This window comes from Mesorhizobium sp. P3_B5 (assembly GCF_056402815.1).
On record NZ_JBFUGR010000005.1, the window covers coordinates 82,207 to 97,210 of the forward strand.

Here is a 15,004-nt window from a genome sequence, read left to right on the forward strand (position 1 = left end):
GCGGCATGCGATGAATGAGGGAAACGTGTCGGATAAAACTGCCCCGGATTTCACCAGACACAAAAACACTGCCGACAGAGCGATCGCGATCGCCACTGACCTCGCGGGTATCGTTGGGCTCGGTGGCGTTGCCAGCCAAGCGATTAAGGAAGCGATCGATCGTCGTCGATCTCAGGCGCGTGAAAGCCTGGTTGAAGCGATCGCCGAGGGGCGGGCGGATTTTGAAGTTGCAGCCATTGAACAGATTGATGAATTCGCTGGTATAGCTATTCGCTATATGCGCGCGGCCGAAGAAGGCACCCGAGCTCGGAACTTGCGGTTATTGGCAATTATTTTTGCTAGGCAGGTATCATTCAGAAAAGCAAACTCGGAGGATTTTGCGAAGAAGGCAGCGGCAGTGGAGGGGCTAACCGACGATGAGATGCAACTGTTCGGCCTTTGGCTCGCCACGGATCCACACGCAACCCTTCATCAGGTGCGAGAGAAGCTTGGATTCTCGGACGACCAATACCTTTCACTCAGCACTACCGCTGCCGCGATGATGCGCCTCGGGCTCGTCGAACCTTTGAGTGCCTGGGGTGGGATGGGCTACAAGCTAACGCCCATCGCAATACGCGTTTTAGACGAACTGAAGCCTGCCGACTTCGCGGGCGGTTAACCACCGGTCCGATATTCCGCGCCGCCACCGGGGAACGCGCCGCTTGGCGAAATTGCGCCTATAGCGTTTCGCCTCGATCCCTTCCGACTTCACCGTCTGCAGATCGCTATAAAGACACAAGACAGATCATCGAAGATCTGAGCGATGGCAAGGAAGGTGAAATCTGATGCACTCGGAGAAAAAACCCTATGCAAACACGCGGCTTGCGCAGTTTGTCGAAAGACGAATTCTTGAATTAAAAGCAAAGAAGACTCAGTCGACTATCGCCAGCGAGGCCGGCTTTGGGCAACACAACATGCTCACGAACATCAAGCTGGGCAATAGCAAGCTTCCACTTGACCGCGTTCCGGCTCTTGCTAAGGCGCTAGAGGTCGATGCGGCCCTCCTCTTTATGATGGCCGTGGAGCAGCTCGGGGGAGACACGACGGAGTTGGCCATTCGTAAAATCTTCGGGACCCTCGTTACCGAAAACGAGACAGCCTGGCTGGAGGAAATCCGCAAAGCGTCAGGCTATTCGGATCCGAGCCTCACATCGAGGTCGAGGGCTGCTCTCCGCGGGATCTTCGGCCAATGACGGACACCCAGGAGGAAGTCCCGATTGTCTTCGACCGGAGACGGGTCGCGGAGAGGCCTATCACACCAAATGAAGCCGAATGGATAAACTTCATTAGACTTGCGAGCGGCGATACCGATCCAGCCCCTACGTTGAACCGAGTTCAGCGACTCCAGCAAATTTTCCGGTTATCGAGCCGCTAACCGATGAGCGAAAGGCCCTACTTCAATCCGCGTTGGGACGGTGCTTCTATCCCAGAAAAGCACTGGCATTTTCACCGGCAGCTCTTAATCCGATATGGGATCGTCCTTGGACCCGGTGAGTTCTCCGACATGGCTCACGACATCAGGACTGGTTACGCCAAGCTGATTGAGAAGCGATCGAAAAAGACAGCCATCTATTCCGTTAGGATCGATCGTCTCGGCGAACGGATCTATGTTTTGTCGGACGGCAAACAGGTCATAACCGCATGGCCGCCGGAGAAGCGGCTAAACGAGAAGCGACGCCGAATGGGAAAACGGGAAGATTGACCCCGATCGCCACTAGGACATGTGGCCAAACGCGTCAAATCCCAGGACTAGGGCGCATCGTGCTGTGAGATAGTCCGCCACCTGCACCGCCCAGACTTGCTAACGAATTTTAACGAGACCCTGTTAGCAGAGACTGACAGGGTAGGAGTTAGGTTGCGGGCGGGTCCATGGCAAGAAACTGCGTCTCGCTCTGTCGCTCGGCTCGCGCCAATCGTGAAACCGGCGCCAGTGAGGAGGAACAGCGGATGCGGCAGCGAATTTGTTGATGTTCGACCAACCTCGCGTTTTCCGCCCAAACTTGTTGGCTCGTATCTTCCATGTGGACAATTGGAAGCTAGTCTTGAGCACGTCGGCTCAAGAGCGGATTCGCCTGACGGCCTCGATTGAGGAAAGCATTCAGTGCATCGAGATAACGTCCATTTCTATCGCCACGACTTTGCTCTGGCACACCGTTGAAATACGATCGAAGGATCGCTCAGACCTGCTCTCCGGCCTGACCTCGAAGGCGGCGAAACATTTAGCGACCGAACTGCTAGGTTTCGTGAACCAGCACCTCTCAGCGCTTATCGTCTCGGATAAGGAGCGCCTCGTTGAGGTCGACACCTTGGTTCGGGCAGTCACAGAAAGCAAACGGCAATATCTGGCACAAGGCGACGTCGGCCGTGCAATTGCCAGCATCTCTGGAAGCGCATCCCGCGCTTTGTCGCATCCGCTATTCGACGCAACGCTGATGCCGCAATCCTTGAGGGCCTACCTCCCAACTTCTTTTTCCTTACTCACGGATCCGACCGTTCGGAAGCGATACAATGAGAATTTCGTTCTGCATGAGATGCAGAAATTCGAACAGTTCTTCGACGATCTCGGCGGGTTCTCTCTCTCCCAACAGCAGCGAGAGGCATGCATCCGCCTTGAGGATAACAACCTTCTTGTCGCCTCTGCCGGGTCGGGCAAATCCGCCACGATGGTGGGTAAGGTGGCTTATGTGCTGGAGAAAGGATTGTATCACCCGAGCGAGATCCTCGTTCTGGCTTTCAACAAGAGCGCAGCTGATCAACTGAAAGAACGGATCGCGCGGCAGTTGAATGTCGAACGGGATGCGTTGTTATGCCGTGTGACTACATTCCATGCTGTAGGTCGGGAAATCATCGAGGAGGTGGAAGGGCGGCCACCGCAACTTGCGAACTGGGTTGAACACCCGGCTGGCGAGACCCGCATGATCGAGAAGATCATTCTGGAGCTGATGGAGACAGATCAGGAATTCCGGCAGCTATGGATCGACTTGCTCTCAATCCTGCCGAAGGCAGATATCCCCGCAAAAACCTTCGAATCTGAGACTGAGTTTGGAAGCTACATCACCGATCGCCTCGATAGGGCAGGGAACGTCGTCGGCACACTAGCAGGGGTATACGTCAAGTCGCTGCAGGAGCAGCGAATTGCCAATTGGCTTTGGAGATATTCGGTGGAGTTCGAGTATGAGCGGCAAATCTCGTTTGAAGAGCCGGACGGCAGTCAGAGGTTTGTCCAACCTGACTTCTATTATCCCCTGACACAGACGATCCATGAGCACTTCGCGATCGACGCGGACGGCACGTCGCCTTTCCTGAATTATGTGGAGCACGCTGAAGGCAAACGGGCTGGGTTCAGGAAGGAGGAAATCGACTTCTTCGAAACGACGTCGGCTCAGGCATCTGATGGAACGCTGTTGAGCCATCTCGAGGCCGAACTGGCAAGGCGCGACATTCCGCTCTCGGAAAAAAGCGTTGAGCAAATTCTGAAAGCGATCGAGCCAGTGGTAATTACGCATTATCAGAAGCTGGTCGGTGTCTGCATCAAACATATTCGCGCCAGCCGGCTGACGCTCGAGATGCTTCTCGAAAGGACCAAATCCCTTCATGACCAAGCGCGGGCGCGGCATTTCGCGCGAGCGGTGTGGCTCGTCACAGAGGCCTATTCCCGCAAACTTGAGGATGCCAAACGCATCGATTTCGATTCGATGATCGGTGACGCGGTCAGACTTGTTGAGACGGGAAGGTATCAAAGCCCATACTCATTGATCCTCGTTGATGAGTTTCAGGATATCTCTGAACCTCGGGCGAACCTGGTCAAGGCGCTTAGGCACCAGAAGTCTTTTGCGAAGGTGTTTGCGGTTGGCGATGATTGGCAGTCGATAAATCGCTTTGCCGGATCAGACATCACCATTTTCACTCAGTTTGAGGCGAACTTCGGGGCTTGCTGGCAGGGTCGTTTAGAAGAGACCTACCGATGTAATCAGCTGCTGGCCGATACAGCGGCGCAGTTCGTTCAGAAAAATCCGGCGCAGATCAGAAAGTCAGTTCGTTCTACCCGGCCTGCCATTTCCCGATCAATCCGCATCATCCCGATTAGCGTCGAATGGAGAAAGCCAAGTTTTTCGGATGCGTGCTTCCGGGTGCTCGAAAGATTGGACGCCTTCCTTGGGAGCATCTCGGCACAATGGCGGCAGGAGGAGGGCCAGAAACTAAAGGTTCTGGTCCTGTGGCGCTACAACCTGTTGGATCCGTTTGGCCAGCGACGGCCGGATTTCGTCACCATCGACGTTTCTGGCGTATCGTTTCATCGTTCCAAAGGACTAGAGGCCGATTACACGATCCTGCTTGATGTTAGCGAAGGTGACTATGGTGTCCCGAGTCGCATTGAAGACGACGAATTACTCAACCTGGTTATTCCCCGACCGGAAACATTCGCCTACGCCGAGGAGAGACGCCTGTTTTACGTCGCGTTAACCCGTGCCAGCAGAGGCACTTTCCTCCTGTGCAATAGTCGCAAACCTTCCCGCTACATCGGTGAGCTTTGCGAAATTGCAGGAGATGATGTCAGGTTCGAAACGATTGATGGCGAGAAGCTCGATCAATGCCCAAGCTGCTTGGTGGGGCAGATGGTCGAACGCCGTGGACCCGACGATACGGTCTTTTTCGGGTGCAACCAGTTTCCAGGCTGCCGACATACTCGCGATATCGACGCGCAACTGAAGACAAGCTCGTCCGACCGCATTATTGGATCGCCGATCCTTCGATAGATCCGGCATAACCCGAGCAACTTGCTGCCGGACGCAGATCCAGTTCGGAGGTCCATGACGACTAAGATTCGCCATCGACGCTTTCGGCCAATGTCCGAACAGGATCCGAACTCCGTCCTTCCGAAGGGTCGGAGCTTAAGCCTGTTTCACCCAAAAGCATGGCGACCCGATCACGCCAAGCAGTCAATTTAACTAGATGTTCTCGCAGGATTTCCTCAGAGCCGGGAGGAGCATCAGACAGCATTTCCCAGCCTTCTTCGATCGCCTGGGCCAGCGTTGTCCAACGGCCGGTCGACTCGGTCCTCGAATGAATTCTGCGGGCAATAGCTCGGGCATAGTCGGCACGCATGTTAGCGGGCATGACATGAGGCGCATCAATGTAGACCAGTCGCCGCGACAAGCCTCTGAGGCGCCGGTCTTCAAATTGCCCCGAGAGCTCAAACCGACGCGGCCATCCCGCCTCGCGGAACTCGTCAATCCGCGATTGGTCCGACCGGGAGTAGAAGCTGCCGTATATCTGCTCTTCGAGATGGGGACTCTCCGGGAAAGGCGAGCGAGCCTGCAAAACAGCTGAGATCAGCCGCCGGCGCAGACCTTCGTCACTGCGCACCAGTTCCGATCGGCGAGTGATCTCCTCCATCCCCAAATCATATCCAGGAGCTTTTTCGCCGACCGTTTCGATCGGCAAAAACAAAGGCGATGCGTTGAGCTTCAGTGAGGACACAGGCCTCGGCTTCGTTGCGATATGTGCCGTTAGTTCCTCGCTGGTCATCGTCGAGAGAGCTGCGGGGTCTTGTCTGAGATCCAACAAGAAGACTTCGCCCGAATTGTCCGGATTGGTTCCGATGGCGGTCACCAGGAAGGATGAGCACAGGCCGAAGCGCAGGCGCGTCGCTACGAAGACGGGATTCAGCTCAACGTATTGGGTGGCGATGGCCTTTGACCGGTAGGCCATGGCGGATTCCCAGACCACCGGTGCACGGTCCTTTATCAGGCGGGCGATATGAATGGTGGCATAAACGTCAGCCAGAGCATCGTGGGCGTTGCTGTGCTCAAAGCCGTTGGCAGGAGCCAGCCGATCAAGCTTGAAGCTTGTCCGCCCTTTCTCATTGACAGGCCAATTGAAGCCTTCCGGCGCGAAGGCATGTGCAGCAATCGCAAGCGGCAGGATGTCCAATCGCGAATTGCCGCCGGTGTTTGTCAGATAGATCGGCAGGAGGCTCGAATAGAAGGCACGCCGGAGCAATTCCTCGTCGAAGCTGATCGAGTTGTAGCCGACCACGGTCGCGGGAGACCAAGCCGTCAAGACCTCATGAATTCGCCTGCACATCTCGTAGTGCGAGGGGATCTGCAAATCGAACAGCTGATCAACACGCACCCCGGTGACCACCATGGCGCCTGGCGATGGGACGACGTGTGGGAGCAGCCGGCAACGGATCTCGAAACTGTCGATGACGTTCAGATCATCATCGGTCAGAGCCGCTGCGAACTGAAGTATCTGATCGAAAGACCTGTCAGCTCCGGTCGTCTCGGTATCGTAGAAGATAAAAGCCATCTGGAACCCGCCCCGTGTTTGACTCATGAACGATGACCAACGTGAAAAGCAAGTTCGCCTGCGCATGCGTTTCTGGGAGATGGGTTCCGACGAAAATCGAGCTCGCACCGGAGCGCGAAAGCGTCAACAATACCACACCGTCTGGATGACGACCGTCGGGCTGCCACCATGGGTCGTCTGCGAATCCACAGCGAGTTGGTCAGCTGTGCGTCGTCTTGTCATCTACGCCAAGCGGTCGAAGGAACCCGCTCGCGGACCAGACATCATGCGTGCAACGTCAATCGCGTTTTTTCCTTGATCAGCTGGTTGGCCGACCGTGAAAAGTGATGCGTCTAGCGCCTTAGGAACCAATCGACATTAGTCAAAGAACGATTCCAGCCGGGCGAAGTCCTAGGAATACCGCGATCCATCTATCCGGATGCCTTTTGGCGCCACCAGATCGGAAAATTCCGGAACCACCCATCCTAGTGGGGCGTGTCTGGCAGCGCCATTCCCACGCGGGCATTTGCCTCCAATTTCCGCAACGAAGGGTCAAATCCATGTCAACTTAGGCTTGCCAGATGTTTACGCCGAGGGAAACATATTCCGTAAAGCCAGCTTTCAACCAAAGCTAATATGTGCCCGCTATGTTTCCCAAACGTTCCCTCTCCAACAGCCAGATCAAAAATCAGCGCCTGGGAAACATCAGCGACACACCCTAAAACAGACAGGCAAGCTTACCAGACGCGGCCATCGCACCCGCACGCCGACAGCAGCGAACAACTATCGGAACACGCTCACAGAGCTCCCTGTAAAAGGCACTCCATGCGATTTGGCTTGATAAGAAACCCAGGTATCCCAAGGGCGAATATGTATTCGGTCGTGCGACACGTCCTACCTTAAGACTGGCTCAGCGACGCGTCGCGGTGCGAAACGCTGACCAATCCAGAAGGTAGGGGCGAGCGAAGTTGAGCTATTTGGGATCGCCGTGTCGCTGTGCACCGTAGAGATTGTTGGGTGCTGATACCGCGACAAGTCTGTCGTGGTTCTCGGGTTCCATGACCTGACTTCGAAAACTCCGCCCTCAAAAACCCGGCATGCCCATCCTGCACGAACGTCCGTGTGACTAGATTGGGCAGCCCTGTGTCTGATCTGGCGCAACGCGCTGAGAGCAGCCAGGTCACCTATGTCAGGACGAGGACTGGGAGAATGTCTGATCTGATTTAACATCAAGAGGCGAAACAAAAACAGAACTTTTTTCATTCACCCCGGCAAGATTCTGCTATACTGGTGTCATCCCACAGAAGAGACCCAAAACCCGCCCGGCTATCACCGGGTGGGTTACATAGCTTTGGGGTCGCACATGCGACCGCGTCTTTTCAAATGGGCGATGGAATACAGGACCATCCCCAGAGTGCCCAAAGCCACAAATGGTATATCGGTCATCGGCCTTCGCGGAGATACCTTGACCCGGTTGAATCCAGTTCTCATTTCGAGACGAATATCGCCTTAAAAGATTCAGGCTCCGTCGAAAGCCCCACAGGATGGGGTAGGGACGCCCTGATACTTCCGGCCTGTTGAGTATGTGCTCGCCGGAAGTGAGGCACCGCGAGGTGCCGACCGTTAGGGCTCCGAGAGGAGCCGGGATACGGCTTTACGGATGGTCCAGCTAACCGCCATCCGGCGTCTGATAAACGCCTAGTAGCTCCAACTCTCTTTAGACGCATGGTTCTAAGAGTTCCCTCTTGTCAGAGAGCGGCGAAGGGCTTCGGCTCTTCGTTCTTATTCAGCTTTCTGACAGGGGGGATAGCTCCATTCCGCATGTGTCTATGTCTTGTTCGATAAGGCGGTCACGACGACAAAGACGGACACACAAAAAAGACCGCGCGGAGCGCGGGCGAGCGAAGCGAGCAGGCTTGGTGTCGGGTGTCGGCCTGGTGAAGCTCACCGACGTGGCTCTCGACGTCGTTGGCCCTGACAATGTCGAAGAGGCTGCGGCAGGCTGTCGCACCCTGCGATAGCCGGCGATCCGATTGCTATAACACACATCATCATCTTCCGGTGCTTATCCGGGTGGTGTGTCCCTCCCTTGTGTATAGCCCGGCCGTCATCGACGCGCCGGGCTTTTTTATAGAGCCGCATGTAAGTCACTGGTGACCTTAACATGCTGTTTTTGTGAATTTTTCTGGCTTTGCGAACGGTGCTGGAAGATTCACGTCTGAATCGTAGTCGAAACTCGGAGAAATGAGATGACCGACCACTATATCGATACCGGCGTATGGCACCGGTTGCTTGACGACTTGGCCTACCCGGAGGCCCCCGACCCGAATGACCCTGAATTGACGAGGCGTGAGGAGATTGCCCAGGCGCTCGCACACGCTGGTATATGGCCAGACGCGATCGAAGAGGATCGGGATAACAAGAGGCCTCTGGCGCCCCCGGCAGCCGTCAACGGCATTGGGCATCTGGCAAGCGAGCGTTCCGCCTCGCTCACCGGCGCGGAGCCTGCCGACATCATTGCCTGTGACCGTCCGGCAGACAAAACCGATGATGGCTCCCCATGACGACATCGAGCGGCCTGGCAGCGCTCGAAGCGCGCTGCCAGGCCGATGAGGACCGATCCGCCTATCCTGAGGGGTCAGCTCGCAGCGGCAGCTGCTTTGGCTTCTGCCTTCGCGGGCTTAGCTTCTGCCTCCGCAGCGATCTTGGCTTGCTTTGACCGCCACGCCTCGATGCGAAGCCGTTCGCGCACATCATCAGCCATGATACGCAGATGGCTCTCGAAAATGGGTATAGGTGCCTGTAGCACGCTTTTCGATGCTCACAACGGCGCTTTGCGGCTGGCGCTTTGGAACCTCGGAATCGTCTCATCGGCCGACGGAATGACGCGCTTTGTTAACGTGAGCTCGCGAGGCGCGAACCAAACAACCTGTGCCAGCGTCGTCGTCGCACCAATCTTTTACTTTCGCGAAAATGGCCATGAACGCCATGACTGCCGGCGGATCTTTCTGTGCGGAAGCCATGGCGGTTGACCTCGTTGTTTGGGCTGGGAGAAAACCACGAAAGCGATAGGATCACTACGCTTATCGGATTATCATCATTATGCCGCCAGCAACTGCTTCAACAACGAGACGCATCAGGATCGCCTACGAGGCCGCGCGGACAATCAAATCGAGGACTCGATATGAGGTCCAGCAGTGGACGAATTTGGGCCGCGGTGAGATCTCGTATGTGAATTATGTTTATGTGGTGCTGTTGGACTTCCCCCATTTCGAAGATCCGTTTGGCCTCTATGTTGGTAAATCGCATTACCCGCCGCGACTACGGCTTCGAAATCACCGAGCCGGCGAACTGGCCAACGCAGACGTGCAGCAATACGGCGTTCGCCTGTTGCAGTGCGTTTATCAGCACTTAAATCCAATGATGCCTCGAGAAGCCCCTTCGATGGAACGCCATCTCTATCGAGCTTCAGTCGAGGCCGAGATCGGATGGGTGTCCATGGGTCGACTGCGGAAGCGATAGCCGTGCGATGAAATCAACAAGAAATGGATTCGGTCTTTTTCTTGAGAGGTGAACAGCGCTTTAGAATTGTGTGAAACATAGTTTCAGCCCTCTACTGGGTTGATCCGCGGACCATTTCCGGTTCAATGTCGCCGCCGCGAACAATCGTTTGGCGGGGGGCCATGACGAAACCGTTCTACCAGGATCCGATTCTCAATTCGCCGTATCTGGCGCCGACGCGTCATCATGCGTTGAGCGAGGACGGGCAGCCGCTCGAGCACCCTCCTATCGAGGGACGGCGGAGGTCGAAATATGTCACGCCGGTTCCAAGGGCTCGGAAAGTCAAGAAGGGCGATCGAGAACAGCAGGATTTCGGTTTCGATCGAGCAGCCGATGGCCAGGCCTACAACCCCACCCCCATCATCAACGAGATCCGTGGACATCTGGAAGTTTGGCGCTCGCTTCCGAACCCGAACGATTGGGGTGTGACTCCGACGACCCAACGCCTCTTGCAGCATTGGCGCCATCATGATTTTGAGGGCGCGAGACCGTTCTTCTGCCAGGTCGAGGCCGTCGAGGGGGCGATCTGGCTCACAGAAGTCGCGCGCGGCCGTCGTCAATATGCGCACATCTTCCGCCACCTTGAGGAAGCCAACGCAGGCGCGAACCCTGAGCTATTTCGGCTCTCGTTGAAGCTCGCCACCGGCGCCGGCAAGACGACAGTTATGGCGATGCTGATTGCCTGGCAGGTGATCAACGCTTCACGGCAGCCGAACTCGTCGCTGTTCTCGAAGGGGTTCTTGCTGATTGCCCCAGGCATCACCATCAAGGATCGTTTGCGCGTCCTCAATCCAGCCGACGGCGAGAACTATTACCAGACACGGGAACTGGTTCCGCCTGAGCTGATGACGGATCTTGGCAAGGCCAAGATTGTCATCACCAACTATCATGCATTCCAACGCCGCGAGAAGCTCGAGACCAACAAGACCGGGCGAGCGGTGTTGTCAGGCTGGCGCAACGAGGAACTCGTCACGAAGGAGACTGAAGGCGAGATGCTGCAGCGCGCATGCGGCGAGTTGCTTTCGTTGAAGAACGTAGTCGTGATCAACGACGAAGCGCACCACTGCTATCGCGAACGCCCTCCGACTGAAGAGGAACTGGCGCTCAAGGGTGAGGAGAAGGAAGAGGCAGAAAAGAATAACCAGGCGGCTCGGCTCTGGATATCCGGGATCGAAGCTCTGAAGCGGAAGGTCGGGGTCCGCGCCGTCTATGACCTTTCGGCGACTCCGTTCTTCCTGCGTGGTTCCGGCTACGAGGAGGGGACACTGTTTCCCTGGGTCGTGTCGGACTTCTCGCTCGTTGACGCCATTGAATGCGGTATCGTCAAGTTGCCTCGCGTTCCCGTTTCCGACAACGCCGTAAACGCCGAGACACCCGTTTTCCGCAACCTCTGGGATTACATCGGCAAGGACATGCCGAAGAAGGGTAAGGGAAAGGCGGGCGAACTCGATCCGCTGCAACTGCCGGCCAAGCTACAGACGGCGCTCTACGCGCTCTACAGCCACTACGAGAAGGAATATGAGGCCTGGGAGCGGGCGGCCATAGGCGTGCCGCCGGTCTTCATCGTCGTTTGCAACAACACGTCGAGTTCCAATCTCGTCTATGAATGGATTTCCGGATGGGATCGGGATGTCGAAAGCCAACGCCAAAACATTCATCGCGGCCACCTAAAGCTCTTCAGCAATTTCGACCAATATGGCAATCAACTCCCGCGCATGAATACGCTGCTGATTGATAGTCAGCAGGTCGATTCCGGCGAGGCGCTCGACGAGAATTTCCGCAAGATCGCGGCTGCCGAAATCGAGTTGTTCCGGCAGGAAAAAGCTGCTCGAGAAGGAGCTGCCGAGGCGTCAAACATCTCCGACGCGGATTTGCTTCGTGAGGTGATGAACACCGTTGGGCGGAAGGGCCGGCTCGGCGAACGCATACGGTGTGTGGTCTCCGTCTCGATGCTGACCGAGGGCTGGGACGCCAACACCGTCACCCATATCCTCGGCGTGCGCGCCTTCGGCACCCAGCTTTTGTGCGAGCAGGTGATTGGCCGTGGTTTGCGGCGACAGAGCTATGAGATCAATCCGGAGACCGGCCTGTTCGACACCGAATATGCCGACATTCTCGGCATCCCCTTTGATTTCGCCACCGAGCCGCAGGACGTGGTGAGAAAGCCGCCAAAGCCGGTTACGCGCGTCTTCGCCCTTCGGGAGCGAGAGCGCCTCTCGATCCGCTTCCCTCGCGTCGCCGGTTACCGAATCGATCTGCCGGATGATCGCATCAGCGCAACATTCACCGGGGATTCGAGGCTTGAGCTCACGCCTGAGCTCGTCGGCCCCTGCACGGCCCGGCTTGAGGGCCTTGTCGGTGAAGGCCATGACATCTCTCCCGATGCGCTTGACGATATGAGGCCGAACACCGTTGCGGTGCACCTCACGAAGAAGCTTGTCGAACGCTATTTCCGTGACCCTGACCAGCCGCCGCCTTACCATCTCTACAATCAGATACAGCCTATCACGCGCCGGTGGATCAGGGACTGTCTGGTGATGAAAGGCGGGACCAAAGCCGGCATGCTCACCTACGCCGAACTCGCGGATATCGCTGCCGGATTGATCTACAAGGCCATCGTGCACGAAGCAGGCGCCGGCGGAGAGCCCGTCGTGAAGGCCATGCTCGACCCCTATAATCCGTATGGCAATACGAGCCACGTTTCGTTCATCACGACGAAGACAAATCTTTGGACGACCGCGGCCGATAAGTCCCATGTCAACTACGTGGTCTGCGACTCCGACTGGGAAGGCGAGTTCGCCCGTGTTGTCGAGGCGCACCCCTCGACCCTAGCTTACGTGAAGAACCAGGCCCTTGGCTTCGAGGTGCCTTACCGCGATGGTTCGACCAATCGCAAATATCTGCCGGATTTCATTGTGCTCCTGGATGACGGGAAAGGGCTGGACGATCCGCTTCAGCTCATCATTGAGATCAAGGGTTTTAAGGATCTGAACGCTCAGATCAAGGCCGAGACAATGCGCGCTCTATGGGTCCCAGGCGTAAACAACCTAAAGAACTTTGGCCGGTGGGCATTTGCGGAGTTCCGCGACGCTTTTGCGCTCGAGATCGAGTGGGAGAAGCTGGTTCAGAATGTCGCGAAGGTGGCCGAACCTGCCCAATAAATCCGGACTTAGAACGTGTAGGCAATAAGGGTGGGCAATGACCGGAACTAGTTTCAAGACCAATCCATACGATCTTCGCGAGATTCTTCAGAGCTGCCAGAAAGGCTCGCTCCAGTTGCCAGACTTTCAGCGCAGCTGGGTCTGGGACGAGGATCGCATCAAAAGCCTGATTGCATCTATTTCGAGGGCTTACCCCGTTGGCGCGCTGATGACGCTGGACACCGGCGGCGAAGTCGAATTCAAGCCGCGCCCGATCGAAGGGGCGCCCGCCGCAGCAAAGGAAGCCCGACCGTCGTCACTACTTCTGGATGGACAGCAGCGGCTAACATCTCTCTATCAGGTCACGATCCGCAACTCGGTTGTCGAGACGGTGACGACCAAGAAGAAGCGGGTCAAGCGCTGGTTCTACATTGATATTGAGAAGGCCCTTGACGACGCTATGGATCGCGAAGACGCGATCATCGGCGTTCCCGAGGACCGGGTGCTGCGCGAGGATTTTGCCAGGACGATCAAGTTGGATCTGTCTTCGCCAGAGCGGGAGTTCGCCGAGCTGAAATATCCCGTCACTAGCGTCTTCGACTGGGATAATTGGCAAGACGGGTTCGACAACCATTGGTCGGGAGATGAGCACAAGGAGAAGCGTCAGCTTTTCCGGAAGTTCAAGAACGACGTTCTCCAGAATTTCACGCGCTACCAAGTGCCAGTCATCGCGTTGGCTAAGGAAACATCAAAGGAGGCGGTCTGCGTCGTCTTTGAGAAGGTGAACACAGGCGGAAAGCCACTGGACGCCTTCGAGCTCGTTACGGCCATGTATGCCGCTCGAGGTCACGAGCTACGCAAGGATTGGTATGGCGATGAGACTACGAAGGGTCGCCGCAGGCGATTTGCGGAAACTCTGAGGGCACCCGGTGAAGATACCGGCATTCTGGCCAATGTCGCCAACACCGATTTCTTGCAGGCGGTTTCACTCTTTTACACGCGAGCGCGGCGCGTCACGGCTGAGGCAGCCGGCAGACAAGGCAATGAGTTGCCGCCCGTCACTGGCAACCGACAGGCACTGCTTGGCCTTCCGCTGGATGCCTACAAGAAATTCGAGGCTCAGGTTGAAAGCGGATTTATCAGGGCTGCAAAGTTCCTGCACATGCTGCACATCTACCGTATCTACGATCTCCCCTACCAATCGCAAATCATCCCACTGGCAGCCATCCTTGCGGACATCGGGGACGCCTGGGAACACGAGGCCATACGTGCCAAGCTCATCCGTTGGTATTGGAACGGCGTGTTTGGCGAGCTCTACGGCTCAGCCGTGGATACACGAATCGCGCGAGATTTTATGGAGGTTCCCGCCTGGCTACGAGGCGGCCCCGAGCCCTCTACCGTAAGCGAGACGATCTTCCGCGCGGACCGGTTGAAGTCAATGCGCACACGTCTCTCCGCCGCCTACAAGGGCGTCAATGCGCTTCTCATGAGGGAAGGCGCCGAGGATTTTCGGACGGGTCAAGCCTTCGATCACACGGTGTTTTTTGGCGAGGATGTCGACATCCACCACATCTTTCCGCAGGCCTGGTGCAAAGCAAAGAACATCGCCAAAGATATCTTTGATTCTATCATCAACAAGACGCCGCTTTCCTACCGAACAAACCGCATCATTGGGGGCGACGCGCCTTCTACCTACCTGGCCCATCTCGAACGTGGCAATCCCACGACGCCCGCCATCACGGGTGCAAACCTCGACCAGTATCTTATTTCGCATTTGATCGATCCTGCCTTGCTTCGCGCCGATGCCTTCGAAACGTTCATGGCCGACCGGCAAAGACGACTCCTGGCACTTATAGAGAAGGCGATGGGCAAGGAATCTTATGGCGGCGACGTTTTGGAGGAAGGCACGGATGAAGAGCGCGATACTGATGGCGCCGAAACCGAAATGACGATGGCGGCGGAATGAGGGGACA

General features: G+C 56.4%; 8 protein-coding genes. 7 read left to right on the forward strand and 1 reads right to left on the reverse strand.

Annotated elements, in window-relative coordinates:
• Nucleotides 1-10: 10 nt before the first annotated feature.
• From AC1DVW_RS14625 to AC1DVW_RS14640, 4 genes are all read left to right on the forward strand, one after another.
• A complete protein-coding gene (locus AC1DVW_RS14625; protein WP_477323922.1) occupies nucleotides 11-658 on the forward strand; it encodes a hypothetical protein in 648 nt (215 codons plus the stop codon).
• A 166-nt stretch (nucleotides 659-824) separates the two neighbouring features.
• Entirely contained in the window at nucleotides 825-1,232 is a 408-nt protein-coding gene (locus AC1DVW_RS14630) for an XRE family transcriptional regulator (RefSeq protein WP_477323924.1), read from the forward strand.
• 185 nt (nucleotides 1,233-1,417) lie between these two features.
• Complete coding sequence (locus tag AC1DVW_RS14635) at nucleotides 1,418-1,741, forward strand: hypothetical protein (RefSeq protein ID WP_477323926.1); 324 nt, start codon at nucleotides 1,418-1,420, stop codon at nucleotides 1,739-1,741.
• Between the two features lie 340 nt (nucleotides 1,742-2,081).
• The gene (locus tag AC1DVW_RS14640; protein ID WP_477323927.1) at nucleotides 2,082-4,796 is read left to right on the forward strand and encodes a UvrD-helicase domain-containing protein; all 2,715 of its coding nucleotides are present in this window, start codon (nucleotides 2,082-2,084) and stop codon (nucleotides 4,794-4,796) included.
• A 61-nt stretch (nucleotides 4,797-4,857) separates the two neighbouring features.
• Here AC1DVW_RS14640 and AC1DVW_RS14645 read toward each other — a convergent pair whose 3' ends face one another.
• Complete coding sequence (locus AC1DVW_RS14645; RefSeq protein ID WP_477323929.1) at nucleotides 4,858-6,351, reverse strand: exonuclease domain-containing protein; 1,494 nt, start codon at nucleotides 6,349-6,351, stop codon at nucleotides 4,858-4,860.
• 2,228 nt (nucleotides 6,352-8,579) lie between these two features.
• Here AC1DVW_RS14645 and AC1DVW_RS14650 point away from each other — a divergent pair.
• The 3 genes from AC1DVW_RS14650 (at nucleotide 8,580) to AC1DVW_RS14660 (ending at nucleotide 14,997) form a co-directional block, all read left to right on the forward strand.
• Nucleotides 8,580-8,894 carry a hypothetical protein gene (locus AC1DVW_RS14650; RefSeq protein WP_477323931.1) on the forward strand — a complete coding sequence of 105 codons (315 nt, stop codon included), beginning with the start codon at nucleotides 8,580-8,582 and terminating at the stop codon, nucleotides 8,892-8,894.
• 1,119 nt (nucleotides 8,895-10,013) lie between these two features.
• Complete coding sequence (locus AC1DVW_RS14655; protein WP_477323933.1) at nucleotides 10,014-13,052, forward strand: BPTD_3080 family restriction endonuclease; 3,039 nt, start codon at nucleotides 10,014-10,016, stop codon at nucleotides 13,050-13,052.
• Between the two features lie 37 nt (nucleotides 13,053-13,089).
• Nucleotides 13,090-14,997: a GmrSD restriction endonuclease domain-containing protein gene (locus AC1DVW_RS14660; protein ID WP_477323935.1), complete on the forward strand. Its 1,908-nt coding sequence runs from the start codon at nucleotides 13,090-13,092 to the stop codon at nucleotides 14,995-14,997.
• The last annotated feature ends 7 nt before the right edge of the window (nucleotides 14,998-15,004 follow it).